The sequence below is a fragment of the Pseudomonas lijiangensis genome (assembly GCF_018968705.1).
GTDB lineage: Bacteria > Pseudomonadota > Gammaproteobacteria > Pseudomonadales > Pseudomonadaceae > Aquipseudomonas > Aquipseudomonas lijiangensis.
In genome coordinates this window covers 3,564,953-3,580,264 of sequence record NZ_CP076668.1, presented here as the reverse complement: position 1 = coordinate 3,580,264, position 15,312 = coordinate 3,564,953, and the positions used below count along the sequence as shown (strand labels likewise).

The following is a 15,312-nucleotide window of genomic DNA, read 5'->3' as shown; positions in this document are numbered from 1 at the left end:
CCCTCCCACGAATGTGGCCTGGCCACCTGCTTTTTGAACTCAGCCTCTCAGCCGGTGGGTTGTTCTACAGGGTTTGTGACCAACCGCCGCCCAGCGCCTTGTACAACGCAATACTTGCCTGCACCCGCGACAGCCGAAGCTGCACGCTCACATCCTGGGCCTGATAAAGCGTGCGCTGGGTTTCCAGTACGGTCAGCAAGTCTTCGGCACCGGCTTCGTAACGGCTTTGGGCGATGCGGAAGGCAGTCTGGGCCTGTTTGAGTTCTTCGTCGTGCCAGTGCCTTTGCTGATCAAGGCCGCTGATGCTGTTCAGGGCTTTTTCCACGTCGGCGAAGCTATTGATGATTGCGCCGCGATAGGTTTCCAGCAGCTCTTCCTGACGGGCCGTGGCCTTGTCGCGTTCTGCGCTCAGGCGTCCGTTATTGAAGATTGGCCCTGTAAGGCCGGCGGCCAGACTGCTGAAGGGCGCGCGCAGCCAGTCTTCGGCCCGGACCACTTCCGTGCCCACCGTTGCGCTCAGGGTCAGTTTCGGCAGCAGGGCAGCGCGGGCAACGGTGACATCGGCTTGGGCGGCGGCCAGTTCGGCTTCGGCCTTGGCGATGTCGGGGCGGCGGGTCAGCAGTTCGCTGGGCAGCCCTGTGCCGATCTGCGGCCAGCTCAGGGTCTCGAAATCCTGATTCCCCAGTTCCAGACGCTGCACAGGCTGGCCGAGCAGGGCGGCCAGGGTGATGCGTTGCTCGTTGGCCAGTTGCTGAATGCGTGGCAGTTCCCGTTGCTGAGTGGCGACCAGATTTTTCTGCTGAGCCAGTTCCAGTGCCGTTGCAGAGCCCGAGTCGTATCGGGTCTGTACCAGGCGCAGCACGTTTTGGGCATTGGCCAGGTTCAGCTCGGCGATATGGCTCTGCTCGGTGGCCGACAGGGTTTGTGCGTAGCGGTCTGCCACGTTGCTGAGCAGGGTCAGTTCCACCGTGGCCCTGTCGAATTCGCTGGCTTTCAATGTTTGCAGTGCACTGTCCCGTGCAGCCGAGACACCACCCCAGAAGTCGACTTCGTAGCTGGCCCTCAGGCTGGTGGTAAAGGCGTCGGTATTGTTGTCATCCGAAGGACTGGCCTTGCGGTCGCTGCTGCGCAGGAATTTGTTGCGCTCGCCCCGGATGTCGTAGGTGATTTCGGGGCGAGTGGGGGCTCCGGCGATGGTCGCCGTGGCTTGGGCCTGACGTACTCTGGCCATTGCGGCGGCGACGTCATGGCTATTCACCTTGGCCTGTTCGATGAGGCGATTCAGGTCCGGGCTGCCAAATTGCTGCCACCATTGAGCATCGGTGCGTTGCAGGGCGGCACTTTGGGCGAATGCCCAGCTTGGCGGTGGCTGAATGCCGCTGTCGATGGAGGGCGCAGACGTATTACAGGCCGCCAGCAGCAGGCAGGTGGTCAACAGGGTGAGGGTTGGCTTCATTGATCGATCATTCGCTGGTGAGGGCTGCAACCGGGTCGAGCCGGGCAGCTTTGCGGGCAGGCATGAAACCGAAGACCACGCCGGTTACCACTGCACAGGCAAAGGCCCCGGCAACGGCGAACAGGGAAAACGCCACGGCGATCTTGCCCAGCAGCAGCGCTGCGCCCATGCCAAATGCCAGCACGATACCGGCCAGCCCGCCCACCACCGAGAGCATCACGGCTTCGGTGAGGAACTGGCGCAGGATGTCGCCCTGGCGTGCGCCGGTGGCCATGCGGATGCCGATTTCCCGGGTGCGCTCGCGCACGGTCATCAGCATGATGTTCATCACGCCGATACCGCCCACCAGCAGGGAAATGGCGGCAATCGAGCCGAGCATCAGCGACAGGGTGTTCTGAGTCCTGGCTTCGGCCTGGATCATGGCGGCGTTGTTGGTCAGTTCGTAATCGTTCTTGCCGTTGTGCAGGCGCTGCATCAGGTCATTGATCGAGCGCTCGGCTTCCTTGACCTTGCCGGCATCTTTGGTGGCGATGGCGATGTATTCCGGGTTCTGGGTGCCGAACAGGCGGATGCTGGCCGAGGAGTAGGGAATGGCAATGCGATTGTCGCTGTCCAGGTCGCCTGAGCTGGCGCCTTTTTCCTGCAGGACGCCCACCACCTGGAAGGGCACGTTCTCGATGAGAATGTACTGGCCGATGGGGCTGGCCATGTCCTTGAACAGCTTTTGCCGGACTTTGTGCCCGATCACCGCCACGGCTGCGGCGTTTCTTTCGTCTGCTTCGGTGAAGTAACTGCCTTCGACGACCGGCCAGTTGAAGATGGCCGGAAAATGCGTGTCGTTGCCGCCCACGTAACTGGAGTGATCGAGGTTGCCAAAGCGCACGCCTGCCTGTCCGCCATTGACCGGCATGATCATTTTGACTTCCGGCAGCTCGCCCAGGGCGGCCACTTCTTCCAGCGTGATGATGCCTTTGGGCGTGCGCGGGCTTGGGGACTTGCCGTTGAGGTAGATGATGTTGGAGCCGAAGGACGACATCTGCGCCATGACCTGACGCTTGCTGCCTTCGCCCACCGCCAGCATGACCACCACCGAGGCGACGCCGATCACGATGCCCAGCAAGGTCAGGGCCGTGCGGAACCGGTTGATCCACATCACCCGCCACGCGGCCTGGATGGCATCGAGCAGTTCGCCTTTCCAGGCACCATTGCGAGTGCTGCCTTCATTCAGACGCTGGCGCAGGTCAACGGCCTGGAGGGCGGCCGGGTTGTTTGGGGCTTGCGGATTGCCGGATGCCGTGTCGCTGACGATCAGGCCGTCACTGACTTCGATGACGCGCCGGGCGCGGGCGGCGACTTCCCGGTCGTGGGTGATCAGAATCACCACATGCCCCTGGCTGGCCAGTTCGTCCAGCAGGGTCATGACCTCTGCACCGCTGTGGCTGTCCAGTGCGCCGGTGGGTTCGTCGGCGAGGATGATATGCCCGCCATTCATCAGCGCCCGGGCAATGGAAACCCGTTGTTGCTGGCCGCCGGAGAGCTGGTGCGGACGGTTGCCGGTACGTGACGCCAGACCCAGTCGATCGAGCAGGGCAGCGGCGCGGGCATGACGCTCTTGTGCGGGCGTTCCGGCGTAGATGGCTGGCATCTCGACGTTTTCCTGCGCCGAGCCGGACGGAATCAGGTGGTAGCCCTGAAACACGAAACCAAAGGCTTCACGCCGCAGCCAGGCCAGTTCGTCGCTGTCCAGCCCGGCCACATCTTCCCCGGCGAACAGGTACTGCCCGGCGCTTGGACGGTCGAGGCAGCCGAGGATATTCATCAGGGTCGATTTGCCCGAGCCGGAGGCACCGACAATGGCCACGAACTCTCCGGCATGGATCGACAGGTCGATGCCCCGCAGCACGTTGACCAGCGGGCTGTCGCCACCGCCGTAGGATTTGCGGATATCCCGCAGGTCGATCAGTGGCGTCTGCATTCAGCCTCCGCTGCCGACGGACGGGCCGATCAACAGCCGATCACCTTCATTCAGCCCTTCGAGAATCTGCACCCGCAAGCGGTCGCTGATCCCGGTACGGACTTCGCGGTTCTGTATGTCGCCGCTGGCGGTGAGCACCCGTGCGGTTTGCAGGTCGGCCTGCGGCCCGCTTTTGAGGGCGGCAAGGGGAGCGGTCAGGGTGTTTTGAGCGCTGTTGGCGACAAAGAAGATCTGCGCGGTCATTTCCGCCATCAGTGCCTGGTCGGCGTTGTCGACATCCAGCAGCACGGTATAGAGCACTACGCGACCGCTGCCGCTCTTGCCCGAACTGCTCGGGCTGCCACCTCCCTGATTGGCCTGTTCCAGCGGCTTGGGCGGTACCGGAAGAATCTGCCGCACCGTGCTGTTCCAGCGCCGGGTGCCGCCACTGAGCGTAGTGAAGTAGGCGTTCATGCCGGGTTTGACATGGCCGATATCGGCCTCGGACACTTCGGCCCACACCGTCATGGGCGAGAGCCGGGCAATGCGCAGGATCAGCGGGGTCTGCTGCTGGGCATTGAGGGTCTGGCCTTCCCGCGCATCCAGCGCGACCACGGTCCCGGACATCGGCGCATAGATGCGGGTATAGCCCAGCGCGGCTTCGTCGCTGCGCAGGCTGGCCTGGGCCTGGAGAATCTGCGCCTTGAACATGTCGACCCGTGCCTGAGTGGCGCGAAACTCGGATTCGGCGGCCTGCACATCTTCGGCGCGGGTGGCGCCTGCGGCTGCGAGGCTTCGCTGGCGCTGCTGTTTCTGCTGAGCCAGTTCGTGCAGGGCGCGCTGCTCCTGAAGCTGGGCCTTGAGGTTTTCAATGGCGTAGCGGGCGGCATCGAGCCGGGCCTTTTGCGTGGACGGATCGATCTCCACCAGCAGTTGACCTTCCTTGACCTGATCCCCGACCTGCGCGTGGATCTTCATGATCTGGCCGGTGGCCTGGGAACCCACATCCACATAACTGCGCGGTTGCAGAGTGCCCAGTGCGGTCACGCTGCTTTGTATGTCGCTGCGGGTGACGAGGGCGGTCACGGCATCGTTGTTGCCCGAAGGCATGATTTGCCAGGCGCACACGGCAATGACCGGAAACATGCACAGCGCCAGAAGGACGGCGCGTCCAGGGTGTCGAGAGCGTTTCATGCAGGGTTCCTGCTTGGAGAATTCAGCCCGTCGGCAGGCGACGGCCACGAGAACTGTCCATTAAACGAGGAACGGGGGCGGGAATTTACGTCCAGGAAAGAGCCTGATGGTTGATCAGGCTCTTTTTTCATTCAGCTCAACGGGCCATTGATGACCTTGGCAAAGTTTTCACTGAAGGCCATTTGGGAAACGCCCTGAACAAAGACGATTTTGCGGGAGCCGCTGCTTTCAACGTTGATCTTCCCGCAGTGGTTGTCGTGCTCGGACTGCTGCGTCTCTACGGACAGAAACTGCGTATCGGTCTTGGTGGACGGGATGCCGCCCGCCATGAGCATGGTCGCCAGCGGATCGAAGATAGGAACGGGCAGTCCGCCTTCGGCATGGCTGCCGGATTTTGTTTCAAGCACCTGGCGCACCAGAGTTGCCACTGGGTCCTGAGCCTTGATCTTGTCCGAATAGCTGGGGTCCAGAATGACCTGATTGCAGACGTCCAGTGGCACCAGTGTGAGCGGGATCTGTGACTGGAACACATTGTTGGCTGCGACGGCATCCACAAAGACGTTCCATTCGGCGTAGTAGTTGCTGCTGTAGAGGCTGCCCTGATTCCACTCGGGTTTGGCGGTGCTGAGCCCGGCCACATTACCGTCGACATACACCGCGCCGGCCATGGCGTAGATGCCTTCGATCATTGCGATGTCGCCTGGCTGTTTGCAGAGCTCCAGCATTTTGGCGATGTTGGTGAAGCCGCCCAGGGACAGAATCGTGATCTTGTCCTTGCTGTTTTTTACCGTTTCAAACAGGAACTCCCAGGCCGACAGCGGGGAAATGACTGGCAGTTCCACAGGGTTCAGGCTTCCGATCAGGCCCATGATGTCATTCATGTCGCTCTTGAAGTCCTGAGGGAACTTGTTGTCGTATTTCAGGGGCGTTTCCGTGCCCACTGCAACCGGCGTGTTCTGCTTGTTGCCAATGGCCAGCAAGTTCTGGGCAATGATCGTTCCCCAGCCCAGATTGGTTTCGCCGCAGCCGGTAACGGTCAAGCCAATGATTTCAACAGTGGGGTCTTTCATCAGGTAGGAAATCGATAGAACGTCGTCCCAGCCCATATCCGAATCAATGATGACTTTCTTTTTCATGGTGCTCTGCCGTCGGATTGTTGTGTTGTTTTTTATGTTGAAAGCGTTGCGGTTCTACAGGCGTACATCTATGAAAAAGGGAAGCCAGACTTGCGCCTGCTTCCCCTTTTTGTCCTTATCGACGTGGGCCGATACTTATTGCGACATCATGAAATGGATTTTGTAGTTGTAAGGTGCCGACCATTTCTTGGAAACGTATTCATAGCAGGCACCATCCGAGAGTTGTCCATAACCCTTGGCGCTGCTGGTGTATTGCGGGCCAGTGGAGTACTCCTTGTGGCCAGCCTGGAATCTGCAGCCGCCGGTGGACTGGCCGCTCGCATAATCAGCCTGTACATCGCTGCTGCTGAAGCCCGATGGCGCGATGAAAGTAACGGTCTGAAAAGGTGTCAGAGTAGACGGGAAGCCACTGGTCGAAGAAACAAGCGTCAAGGTCTTTGGCGTGTTGTTCTGCATGGTGACTTCGATGACCGCGGCCATGGAGGCCAGGGGGCTCAGCGAAAGTGCAAGAGCTGCTGCGGTGAGGGGGAGTTTGAAAGACTGGAACTTCATGTAATCTCCGTGTAGTCCTGAATGCATCTTGATGCAGGCAATATCGTCTGCATGTCCATGTGGGTTTTCATCCGGAAAACCACGGAAGATTTAGCGGCGTGTCTGGAGATAACTTGAGGTATTTTTGCCTCGGGCATGAAAAAGGGAGGCCAGACTTGCATCTGGCCTCCCTTTCATTTGCAGCAATGAATTACAGCACTTGCTTGATCGCGTCACAGACCGCGTCGATGTTCTTCTGGTTCAGGGCTGCCACGCAGATACGCCCGGTATCCAGCGCGTAGATACCGAACTCGCTGCGCAGGCGCTGGGCCTGTTCGGCGGTCAGGCCCGAGTAGGAGAACATGCCGCACTGACGGCCGACAAAGCTGAAGTCCTGACCGGCCGGGTTAGTGGCCAGGCGCTCTACCATGGCTTTGCGCATGCCGTGGATACGCACGCGCATCTCGCCCAGTTCTTCTTCCCACATGGCGCGCAGTGCCGGGTCGTTGAGGACTGCGGCAGAGATGATTGCGCCGTGAGTCGGCGGGTTGGAGTAGTTGGTACGAATCACGCGCTTGACCTGGGACAGGACGCGGGCGGTTTCTTCCTTCGACTCGGTGATGATCGACAGGGCGCCGACACGCTCGCCGTACAGCGACAGGGATTTGGAGAACGAGCTGGAGGCAAAGAAGGTCAGGCCCGAATCCGCGAACAGGCGCACAGCCAGTGCGTCTTCGTCGATACCCTGGCCGAAGCCCTGGTAAGCCATGTCCAGGAAAGGTACGTGGCCCTTGGCCTTGACCACTTCCAGAACCTTTTTCCAGTCGTCCAGGGTCAGGTCGACACCGGTCGGGTTGTGGCAGCAGGCGTGCAGCACAACGATGGAGCCGTTCGGCAGGTTCTGCAGGTCTTCCAGCATGCCGGCACGATTCACGTCGTGGGTCGGGGCGTCGTAGTAGCGATAGTCCTGGACCGGGAAGCCCGCCGCTTCAAACAGGGCGCGGTGGTTTTCCCAGCTTGGGTCGCTGATGGCGACTACGGCATCGGGCAGCAGGCGCTTGAGGAAGTCTGCACCGATTTTCAGAGCGCCAGTGCCGCCGACGGACTGGGTGGTCAGCACGCGGCCCGAGGCGATCAGCGGCGAGTCGGCGCCCAGCAGCAGTTTCTGCACGGCCAGGTCGTAGGCCGAGATGCCGTCGATTGGCAGGTAGCCGCGAGGGGCGTGTTGCGCCACGCGAATCTTCTCGGCTTCGGCCACTGCGCGCAGCAATGGAATGCGCCCGTCTTCGTCACAGTAGACGCCCACCCCAAGGTTGACCTTGTTGGTGCGGGTGTCGGCGTTGAATGCTTCGTTGATACCCAGGATCGGATCGCGGGGCGCCATTTCGACAGCGGAGAACAGGCTCATTGTTTGCGGCAGCTCTGAATGAAGGGTGAAGGGAAGTGCAGTGCATGCTCCAACAGAATGCGCCAGAGCGGTGCACAAACGGGGAGTCAGTATAAAGAGCATCCGGTCCGGGAGCGACAGGGCGTAACAGGTTTTTTCGAGGTTTTTCCAGCTCCGGGGACAACGTTCGTCTGACCGACCGGCAATCGGTGATGCAATCCATGACTTGAAAGACGAGTATATGGCTCCATCTACAGTGCATCACTTCAAACACTGCACGTCTTTCCCGGCGGGATCGGCGTTTGCGGTGATTTCGTTTTTGCGGGTGTGGCCTGCGCAGACGAACCCTTGGCGTAAACGAATCAAGAGGTAGGTCATGTCCGAGTTTCAGCTCGTCACCCGTTTTGAGCCAGCCGGCGATCAGCCCGAGGCCATCCGCCTGATGGTGGAAGGGATCGAGGCCGGGCTGGCGCACCAGACCCTGCTGGGCGTGACCGGCTCGGGCAAGACCTTCAGCATCGCCAACGTCATTGCCCAGGTACAGCGCCCGACCCTGGTGCTGGCGCCGAACAAGACCCTGGCGGCCCAGTTGTATGGCGAGTTCAAGACGTTTTTCCCCAACAATGCGGTGGAGTATTTCGTCTCCTACTACGACTACTATCAGCCGGAAGCCTATGTGCCGTCGTCGGACACCTTCATCGAGAAGGATGCTTCGATCAACGACCATATCGAGCAGATGCGCCTGTCCGCGACCAAGGCCCTGCTGGAGCGCAAGGACGCGATCATCGTCACCACGGTGTCCTGCATCTATGGTCTGGGCAGCCCGGAAACCTACTTGCGTATGGTCCTGCACATCGACCGTGGCGACAAACTCGACCAGCGCGCCTTGCTGCGCCGTCTGGCGGATCTGCAGTACACCCGCAACGACATGGATTTTGCCCGTGCGACCTTTCGGGTGCGAGGCGATGTCATCGATATCTACCCGGCCGAGTCCGATCTGGAAGCGATCCGCGTCGAACTGTTCGACGACGAGGTGGAAAGCCTGTCGGCCTTCGATCCGCTGACGGGGGAGGTGATCCGCAAGCTGCCGCGTTTTACCTTCTACCCCAAGAGCCACTATGTGACGCCCCGCGAGACGCTGCTCGAAGCGATGGAAGGCATCAAGGTCGAGTTACAGGAGCGCCTGGAATACCTGCGCAACAACAATAAGCTGGTGGAAGCCCAGCGTCTTGAGCAGCGCACCCGTTTTGACCTGGAAATGATTCTGGAGCTGGGGTACTGCAACGGCATCGAAAACTACTCCCGCTATCTCTCGGGCCGCCCGTCGGGAGCGCCACCGCCCACGCTTTACGACTACCTGCCGCCTGACGCCTTGCTGGTGATCGACGAGTCCCACGTCAGCGTGCCGCAGGTCGGTGCAATGTACAAAGGCGACCGCTCGCGCAAGGAAACCCTGGTGGAATATGGCTTCCGGCTGCCATCGGCACTGGATAACCGGCCCATGCGCTTCGACGAGTGGGAGGCGGTCAGCCCGCAGACCATCTTCGTTTCGGCCACGCCGGGGCCTTACGAGGCAGAGCATGCCGGGCGAGTCATCGAACAGGTGGTGCGCCCGACTGGGCTGGTGGACCCGCAGGTCGAGATTCGTCCTGCGCTGACTCAGGTCGATGATCTGCTGTCGGAAATCAACAAGCGTGTGGCGCTGGAAGAGCGAGTGCTGGTCACGACCCTGACCAAGCGCATGGCCGAGGATTTGACGGACTATCTGGGCGACCATGGGGTGCGGGTCCGTTACCTGCACTCGGACATCGATACTGTTGAGCGGGTCGAGATCATCCGCGATCTGCGTCTCGGGGCTTTCGACGTGCTGGTGGGGATCAACCTGTTGCGCGAAGGCCTGGACATGCCGGAAGTGTCTTTGGTGGCGATTCTAGATGCCGACAAGGAAGGTTTCCTGCGTTCCGAACGCTCCCTGATCCAGACCATCGGTCGGGCAGCTCGTAACCTCAATGGCCGGGCGATTCTCTATGCCGATCGCATGACCGGTTCCATGGAACGGGCCATTGGCGAGACCGAACGGCGTCGTGAAAAGCAGATCGCCCATAACCTGGCCAATGGCATCACGCCCAAGGGTGTCATCAAGGACGTGGCGGACATCATGGAAGGCGCGACGGTCCCGGGTTCGCGGAGCAAGAAGCGCAAAGGCATGGCCAAGGCCGCGGAAGAAAACGCCCGCTACGAGAACGAACTGCGCTCACCCAGCGAAATCACCAAGCGCATTCGTCAACTGGAAGAGAAAATGTACCAGTTGGCCCGCGACCTGGAGTTCGAGGCCGCGGCGCAGATGCGCGACGAGATCGCCAAGCTGCGGGAGCGGTTATTGGCGGTTTGATCGCGCGTTGTTCGCGACTGAAGTCGCTCCCACAGGAGGGTAATGCCAATTAGTCGGGGCCATGGATTACTTTGTGGGAGGCAGCTTGCTGGCGACTTTCACGTACAGCCGAAGAATATCTGCCGGTTTCAAGGCCTTTTTCGCCAGCAAGCTGCCTCCCACAAGTTCTGTTTGTGCCTTGACTGATCAGCATTACCCTTTGGGAGCGACTTCAGTCGCGAAGAGGTCGCCCGGAATTCATTCGCGAAGTGGAGCCAAAAGGGTTCGGCCTGTTAAGATTCCGCGCTTGATCGATCTATTTCGGAATTTTTCATGACCACCGTTCGCACTCGCATTGCGCCATCACCCACTGGCGATCCCCATGTTGGCACCGCCTACATCGCGCTTTTCAACTACTGCTTTGCCAAGCAGCACGGTGGTGAGTTCATCCTGCGCATCGAAGATACCGATCAGTTGCGTTCGACCCGCGAGTCCGAGCAGCAGATTTTCGATGCGTTGCGCTGGCTGGGCATCGAGTGGAGCGAAGGTCCGGATGTAGGCGGTCCACATGGCCCGTATCGTCAGAGCGAGCGGGGCGACATCTATCGCAAGTACGCTCAGCAACTGGTCGATCTTGGCCACGCCTTCCCTTGCTTCTGCACTGCCGAAGAACTGGACGAGATGCGCGCCGAGCAAATGGCCAGGGGCGAGACTCCACGCTACGACGGCCGTGCCTTGCTGCTTTCCAAGGAAGAAGTCCAGCGTCGCCTGGACGCCGGCGAGCCCCACGTCATCCGCATGAAAGTGCCGACCGAGGGCGTGTGCGTGGTGCCGGACATCCTGCGTGGCGAAGTGGAGATCCCATGGGATCGCATGGACATGCAGGTGCTGATGAAGACCGACGGTCTGCCGACCTACTTCCTGGCCAACGTGGTGGATGACCACCTGATGGGGATCACCCACGTACTGCGTGGCGAAGAGTGGCTGCCATCCGCGCCGAAACTGATCCTGCTCTACGAGTACTTCGGCTGGGACAAGCCGCAGTTGTGCTACATGCCGCTGCTGCGTAACCCCGACAAGAGCAAGCTGTCCAAGCGCAAGAACCCGACTTCCGTGACCTTCTACGAGCGCATGGGCTTCATGCCCGAGGCCATGCTCAACTATTTGGGGCGCATGGGCTGGTCGATGCCGGACGAGCGCGAGAAGTTCTCGTTGCAGGAAATGGTCGATAACTTCGACTTGTCCCGCGTCTCCCTGGGCGGTCCGATCTTCGATATCGAGAAGCTGTCCTGGCTCAATGGCCAGTGGCTGCGCGAGTTGCCGGTCGAAGAGTTCGCTTCCCGAGTGCAGAACTGGGCGCTCAACCCCGAATACCTGATGAAGATCGCGCCTCACGTTCAGGGCCGGGTCGAAACCTTCAGCCAGATCGCGCCATTGGCCAGCTTCTTCTTCGCGGGCGGCGTGACGCCGGATGCCAAGCTGTTCGAGCACAAGAAGCTGTCGGGCGATCAGGTCCGCCAGTTGATGCAGTTGATCCTGTGGAAGCTCGAATCCCTGCGTCAGTGGGAGAAAGACCCGATTACTGGCTGTATCCAGGCGGTGGTCGATCATCTGGAGCTGAAGCTGCGTGATGCCATGCCCTTGATGTTTGCGGCGATTACCGGGCAGGCCAGTTCGGTTTCGGTGCTCGATGCGATGGAAATCCTCGGACCGGACCTCACCCGTTTCCGTCTGCGTCAGGCCATCGATCTGCTCGGTGGTGTTTCCAAGAAAGAAAACAAAGAGTGGGAAAAACTGCTGGGCGCCATAGCCTGATGCAGTGAAGGATCACTGTGTGCTCGCAGGGCAGGGGTGCACAGTGGTCGATTCGACCTCGGTTTTACGGGGGTGAAGCGTTAAGTGTTTGTTATGTCGACGAAAAATTTTCAAAAATGTTGAAAATAAATTTGACAGGTTAGCGACTCACGCTTAACATGCGCCCCGTCCACTGATGTGGGGCTATAGCTCAGCTGGGAGAGCGCTTGCATGGCATGCAAGAGGTCAGCGGTTCGATCCCGCTTAGCTCCACCAAACAAAGAGTTTCAAGGTCGGCTACATTACCTTGAAACAGTACGATGACAGGAACCAGCGCCTGTCATGTACGCAAGAAGGTTTTGTCCCCTTCGTCTAGTGGCCTAGGACACCGCCCTTTCACGGCGGTAACAGGGGTTCGAGTCCCCTAGGGGACGCCATTTTCAAAGAGTGATGCCGCAAGGTTGATCTCCGCCGCGAGGCGATAAATCTGGGGCTATAGCTCAGCTGGGAGAGCGCCTGCATGGCATGCAGGAGGTCAGCGGTTCGATCCCGCTTAGCTCCACCAATTTTGCCAGGATTCGCTTTTAGCGAATTTGCTCGAAGGTTTTGCGTCCCCTTCGTCTAGTGGCCTAGGACACCGCCCTTTCACGGCGGTAACAGGGGTTCGAGTCCCCTAGGGGACGCCACGATTTCTCGCTCTGCGAGACCAAGGGTCATTCGATTATTGAATGGCCCTTTTGTTTTTTGGGCCTTTTTTAATTTCGCCCGTTCCGCTGTAAGCCCTTCCTTCTCGCGCAATTGCTCTGCCTTTGGCAGATAAGCCGCGTTGCGCTTGTCATTCAGGATTATGCGAATAATATTATCTGCGTAATTTCTGGAGAGCGGCATGACCGATAAAAAAGCGCAAACTCGTGAACGGATTCTCGATGCTGCCAGCGCGGCCCTCATCAGTCGTGGCCCGGAACAACCGAGCGTCAGTGAAATCATGAGCGCTGCGGGGCTGACGGTAGGGGGCTTCTACGCTCACTTCGACAGCAAGGAGTCGCTGATGCTTGAAGCCTTCGACCGGTTGCTGAAGCAGCGAAGGTCTGCCATTGCACAAATCGACGAGCAGCTTCCCTGTCATGAGCGGCGTGCCTTGCTGGCGGCGTTTTATCTGTCACGCAAGCACCGTGATGCCCAGGGCGAGGCCTGTCCGCTTCCTTCCACTGCAGGGGATATGCCGCGCTTGCCGGAGGGCTTTCAGGCCTCTTTGGCTGAGCATGTGGAGTTGATGGTTGCGCAGCTGTCCTCGAGCCCTGAAGAGGCGGACAAGGTCCTGGCTGATCTCGCCTTGATGGTGGGCGGCCTGGTGTTGGCCCGTGCGCTGGGCACCGGCGAGTTGTCGGATCGTCTGTTGAGGGCGGCCAAGTCGGCGGTGGTTTAGACTGAGCTCCTTGTGGACATGAGTCCTCTCGCGATACGACAACAGGAGCAAATATGGTCTGGGATCGGGCAACGCCTTTTGTAATCGACCTCAATGTGGCAGCCGATGATATCGATGGCCTGGGACACGCCAATAACGCGGTGTATGTCTCCTGGCTGGAGCGTTGCGCCTGGCGGCATTCGCAGCACTTGGGGCTGGACCTGAGCGAGTACCGGCGTCTGGACCGGGCCATGGCGGTGGTGCGGCATGAAATCGATTACCTGGCCAGCGCCTACGAAGATGACGAACTGCAACTGGCCACCTGGATTGTCGACTGGGACAAGCGCCTGAAAATGACCCGCTGCTTTCAGCTCAAGCGCCCGGTGGACGGCTTGACCCTGCTGCGCGCCCGGACCACTTTTGTCTGTATCGAGCTGTCCAGTGGCAAGCCAAAGCGTATGCCGAATGAATTCATCGAGGGTTATGGCAGCGCCTTGTCGGGCGACATTCCAAATCCCGGCGCCGGGCAGTAAACTGCCGGACTTTTTTTCGAGTGTGACCCATGCAAATTGCTCTGGCGCCCATGGAGGGGTTGGTCGACGACATCCTGCGTAATGTGCTGACCCGCGTCGGCGGCGTTGACTGGTGCGTGACCGAGTTCATCCGGGTGACCGAGCGGGTCATGCCTGCCGCCTATTTCTACAAGCTGGCTTCCGAGCTGCACACCGATGCGAAAACAGCCGCAGGCGTGCCATTGCATCTGCAATTGTTGGGTTCGGACCCGGTCTGTCTGGCTGAAAATGCCGCATTTGCCTGTGAGTTGGGCGCCCCGGTGCTGGACCTGAACTTCGGCTGCCCGGCCAAGACCGTCAACCGCTCCCGTGGAGGCGCGATTCTGCTCAGGGAGCCTGAGCTGCTGCATTCCATCGTCAGTCATGTGCGACGTGCCGTGCCCAAGGGTATTCCGGTCACGGCCAAGATGCGTCTGGGGTACGAGAATACCGACGGCGCCCTGGATTGCGCCCGGGCACTGGTGGATGGCGGTGCCGAGCGGATCGTGGTGCATGCCCGGACCAAGGTCGATGGCTACAAGCCGCCTGCGCATTGGGAGTGGATTGCCAGGATTCAGGAGGTGGTCAAGGTTCCGGTGGTTGCCAATGGCGAAATCTGGACGGTGGATGACTGGCGGCGCTGCAAGGAGATCTGCGGTGCGCGGGACATCATGATCGGTCGCGGACTGGTAGCGCGTCCGGATCTGGCCCGGCAGATCGCGGCGGCGAATGCGGGCGAAGAGGTTGTCGAGATGACCTGGGCCGAGTTGCAGCCGATGTTGCGCACCTTCTGGAAGGACTGCCTGGCCAAGATGACCCTCATCCAGGCGCCGGGACGCCTCAAGCAATGGCTGGTGCTCCTGACCAAAAGCTACCCCGAAGCCGTGGTCATGTTCGACACCTTGCGCCGTGAAACGGACTGTGAACGCATCAGTGCCTTGATCGGTTTTTCTCCCGACGAACGGTCGTAAATGCTTTGAAAAACGGCTCTTGAAATCTGCAAGTCAGACCTTAATTTGGTGGTTAAGCGATACCGGATACGGATCGCATGACTACCGTCTCACTGATTAAGGAGAACCATTATGGCAACTGCATTCTCTTTGGCCCCACTCTTTCGCCATTCAGTGGGCTTCGACCGTTTCAATGACTTGTTCGAGTCCGTTGCCCGGAATGATTCGACCACCAGCTATCCACCCTACAACGTGGAAAAGCACTCCGACGATCACTATCGCATCGTGATTGCGGCTGCCGGCATGCAGGAAGAAGATTTTGAACTGCAGATCGAAAACGGCGTGTTGAGCGTCAGTGCCGGCAAGCGAGAGGAGGAGGTCGAAGGCATTACCTATCTGCATCAGGGTATTACCCGTCGCGAGTTCAAGCTGTCCTTCCGCCTGGCGGACCATATCGAAGTCAAGAATGCCAGCCTGTCCCACGGCCTTCTGAATATCGATCTGATTCGTCTGGTGCCGGAAGAGGCCAAGCCAAAACGCATCCCGATCAATCAGCAGAAAGTGCTGCAGCATTAATCAAGTG

12 protein-coding genes and 4 tRNA genes are annotated in these 15,312 nt (G+C 59.7%); 10 read left to right on the top strand and 6 right to left on the bottom strand.

What is annotated here, in order from left to right:
- Window positions 1-64: 64 nt before the first annotated feature.
- The 6 genes from KQP88_RS14775 to KQP88_RS14750 all read right to left on the bottom strand — a co-directional run bounded on the left by KQP88_RS14775 (window position 65) and on the right by KQP88_RS14750 (window position 7,679).
- Entirely contained in the window at window positions 65-1,456 is a 1,392-nt protein-coding gene (locus tag KQP88_RS14775; RefSeq protein ID WP_216703458.1) for an efflux transporter outer membrane subunit, read from the bottom strand.
- A gap of 7 nt (window positions 1,457-1,463) precedes the next feature.
- The gene (locus tag KQP88_RS14770; RefSeq protein ID WP_216703457.1) at window positions 1,464-3,431 is read right to left on the bottom strand and encodes a MacB family efflux pump subunit; all 1,968 of its coding nucleotides are present in this window, start codon (window positions 3,429-3,431) and stop codon (window positions 1,464-1,466) included.
- Window positions 3,432-4,604 carry an efflux RND transporter periplasmic adaptor subunit gene (locus KQP88_RS14765; RefSeq protein ID WP_216703456.1) on the bottom strand — a complete coding sequence of 391 codons (1,173 nt, stop codon included), beginning with the start codon at window positions 4,602-4,604 and terminating at the stop codon, window positions 3,432-3,434. It abuts the gene before it with no gap.
- Between the two features lie 131 nt (window positions 4,605-4,735).
- A complete protein-coding gene (locus KQP88_RS14760) occupies window positions 4,736-5,740 on the bottom strand; it encodes a nucleoside hydrolase (RefSeq protein ID WP_216703455.1) in 1,005 nt (334 codons plus the stop codon).
- 135 nt (window positions 5,741-5,875) lie between these two features.
- Window positions 5,876-6,292, bottom strand: a complete 417-nt coding sequence (locus tag KQP88_RS14755) for a hypothetical protein (protein WP_216703454.1) — start codon at window positions 6,290-6,292, stop codon at window positions 5,876-5,878.
- Between the two features lie 190 nt (window positions 6,293-6,482).
- Window positions 6,483-7,679 carry an amino acid aminotransferase gene (locus tag KQP88_RS14750; protein WP_095066912.1) on the bottom strand — a complete coding sequence of 399 codons (1,197 nt, stop codon included), beginning with the start codon at window positions 7,677-7,679 and terminating at the stop codon, window positions 6,483-6,485.
- Between the two features lie 355 nt (window positions 7,680-8,034).
- Here KQP88_RS14750 and uvrB point away from each other — a divergent pair, with 355 nt between their 5' ends.
- The 10 genes from uvrB (at window position 8,035) to KQP88_RS14700 (ending at window position 15,305) form a co-directional block, all read left to right on the top strand.
- A complete protein-coding gene (uvrB, locus tag KQP88_RS14745) occupies window positions 8,035-10,050 on the top strand; it encodes an excinuclease ABC subunit UvrB (RefSeq protein ID WP_200985874.1) in 2,016 nt (671 codons plus the stop codon).
- 312 nt (window positions 10,051-10,362) lie between these two features.
- Window positions 10,363-11,844 (top strand): glutamate--tRNA ligase, encoded by a 1,482-nt coding sequence (gltX, locus tag KQP88_RS14740; RefSeq protein WP_198725797.1) that lies wholly within the window; start codon window positions 10,363-10,365, stop codon window positions 11,842-11,844.
- Between the two features lie 179 nt (window positions 11,845-12,023).
- A tRNA-Ala gene (locus KQP88_RS14735) sits at window positions 12,024-12,099 on the top strand.
- Between the two features lie 85 nt (window positions 12,100-12,184).
- Window positions 12,185-12,260, top strand: a tRNA-Glu gene (locus KQP88_RS14730).
- Between the two features lie 52 nt (window positions 12,261-12,312).
- Window positions 12,313-12,388 (top strand) — tRNA-Ala (locus KQP88_RS14725).
- Between the two features lie 45 nt (window positions 12,389-12,433).
- Window positions 12,434-12,509: transfer RNA gene (locus KQP88_RS14720), tRNA-Glu, on the top strand.
- Window positions 12,510-12,709: 200 nt separating this feature from the next.
- Window positions 12,710-13,249 carry a TetR/AcrR family transcriptional regulator gene (locus KQP88_RS14715; RefSeq protein WP_095066914.1) on the top strand — a complete coding sequence of 180 codons (540 nt, stop codon included), beginning with the start codon at window positions 12,710-12,712 and terminating at the stop codon, window positions 13,247-13,249.
- A 53-nt stretch (window positions 13,250-13,302) separates the two neighbouring features.
- Window positions 13,303-13,761, top strand: a complete 459-nt coding sequence (locus KQP88_RS14710; RefSeq protein WP_095066915.1) for an acyl-CoA thioesterase — start codon at window positions 13,303-13,305, stop codon at window positions 13,759-13,761.
- A 29-nt stretch (window positions 13,762-13,790) separates the two neighbouring features.
- Window positions 13,791-14,750, top strand: coding sequence for a tRNA dihydrouridine synthase (locus KQP88_RS14705; protein WP_200995099.1), 960 nt, complete (start codon window positions 13,791-13,793; stop codon window positions 14,748-14,750).
- Between the two features lie 111 nt (window positions 14,751-14,861).
- On the top strand, window positions 14,862-15,305 hold the full coding sequence (locus tag KQP88_RS14700) for an Hsp20 family protein (protein ID WP_200995098.1): 444 nt from the start codon (window positions 14,862-14,864) through the stop codon (window positions 15,303-15,305).
- Window positions 15,306-15,312 lie beyond the last annotated feature (7 nt).

Excerpts from the sequence above, each read along its gene's own strand:
- KQP88_RS14775 (WP_216703458.1), bottom strand. The coding sequence starts at position 1,456 with ATGAAGCCAACCCTCACCCTGTTGACCACCTGCCTGCTGCTGGCGGCC.
- KQP88_RS14770 (WP_216703457.1), bottom strand. The coding sequence starts at position 3,431 with ATGCAGACGCCACTGATCGACCTGCGGGATATCCGCAAATCCTACGGC.
- KQP88_RS14765 (WP_216703456.1), bottom strand. The coding sequence starts at position 4,604 with ATGAAACGCTCTCGACACCCTGGACGCGCCGTCCTTCTGGCGCTGTGC.
- KQP88_RS14760 (WP_216703455.1), bottom strand. The coding sequence starts at position 5,740 with ATGAAAAAGAAAGTCATCATTGATTCGGATATGGGCTGGGACGACGTT.
- KQP88_RS14755 (WP_216703454.1), bottom strand. The coding sequence starts at position 6,292 with ATGAAGTTCCAGTCTTTCAAACTCCCCCTCACCGCAGCAGCTCTTGCA.
- KQP88_RS14750 (WP_095066912.1), bottom strand. The coding sequence starts at position 7,679 with ATGAGCCTGTTCTCCGCTGTCGAAATGGCGCCCCGCGATCCGATCCTG.
- uvrB (WP_200985874.1), top strand. The coding sequence starts at position 8,035 with ATGTCCGAGTTTCAGCTCGTCACCCGTTTTGAGCCAGCCGGCGATCAG.
- gltX (WP_198725797.1), top strand. The coding sequence starts at position 10,363 with ATGACCACCGTTCGCACTCGCATTGCGCCATCACCCACTGGCGATCCC.
- KQP88_RS14715 (WP_095066914.1), top strand. The coding sequence starts at position 12,710 with ATGACCGATAAAAAAGCGCAAACTCGTGAACGGATTCTCGATGCTGCC.
- KQP88_RS14710 (WP_095066915.1), top strand. The coding sequence starts at position 13,303 with ATGGTCTGGGATCGGGCAACGCCTTTTGTAATCGACCTCAATGTGGCA.
- KQP88_RS14705 (WP_200995099.1), top strand. The coding sequence starts at position 13,791 with ATGCAAATTGCTCTGGCGCCCATGGAGGGGTTGGTCGACGACATCCTG.
- KQP88_RS14700 (WP_200995098.1), top strand. The coding sequence starts at position 14,862 with ATGGCAACTGCATTCTCTTTGGCCCCACTCTTTCGCCATTCAGTGGGC.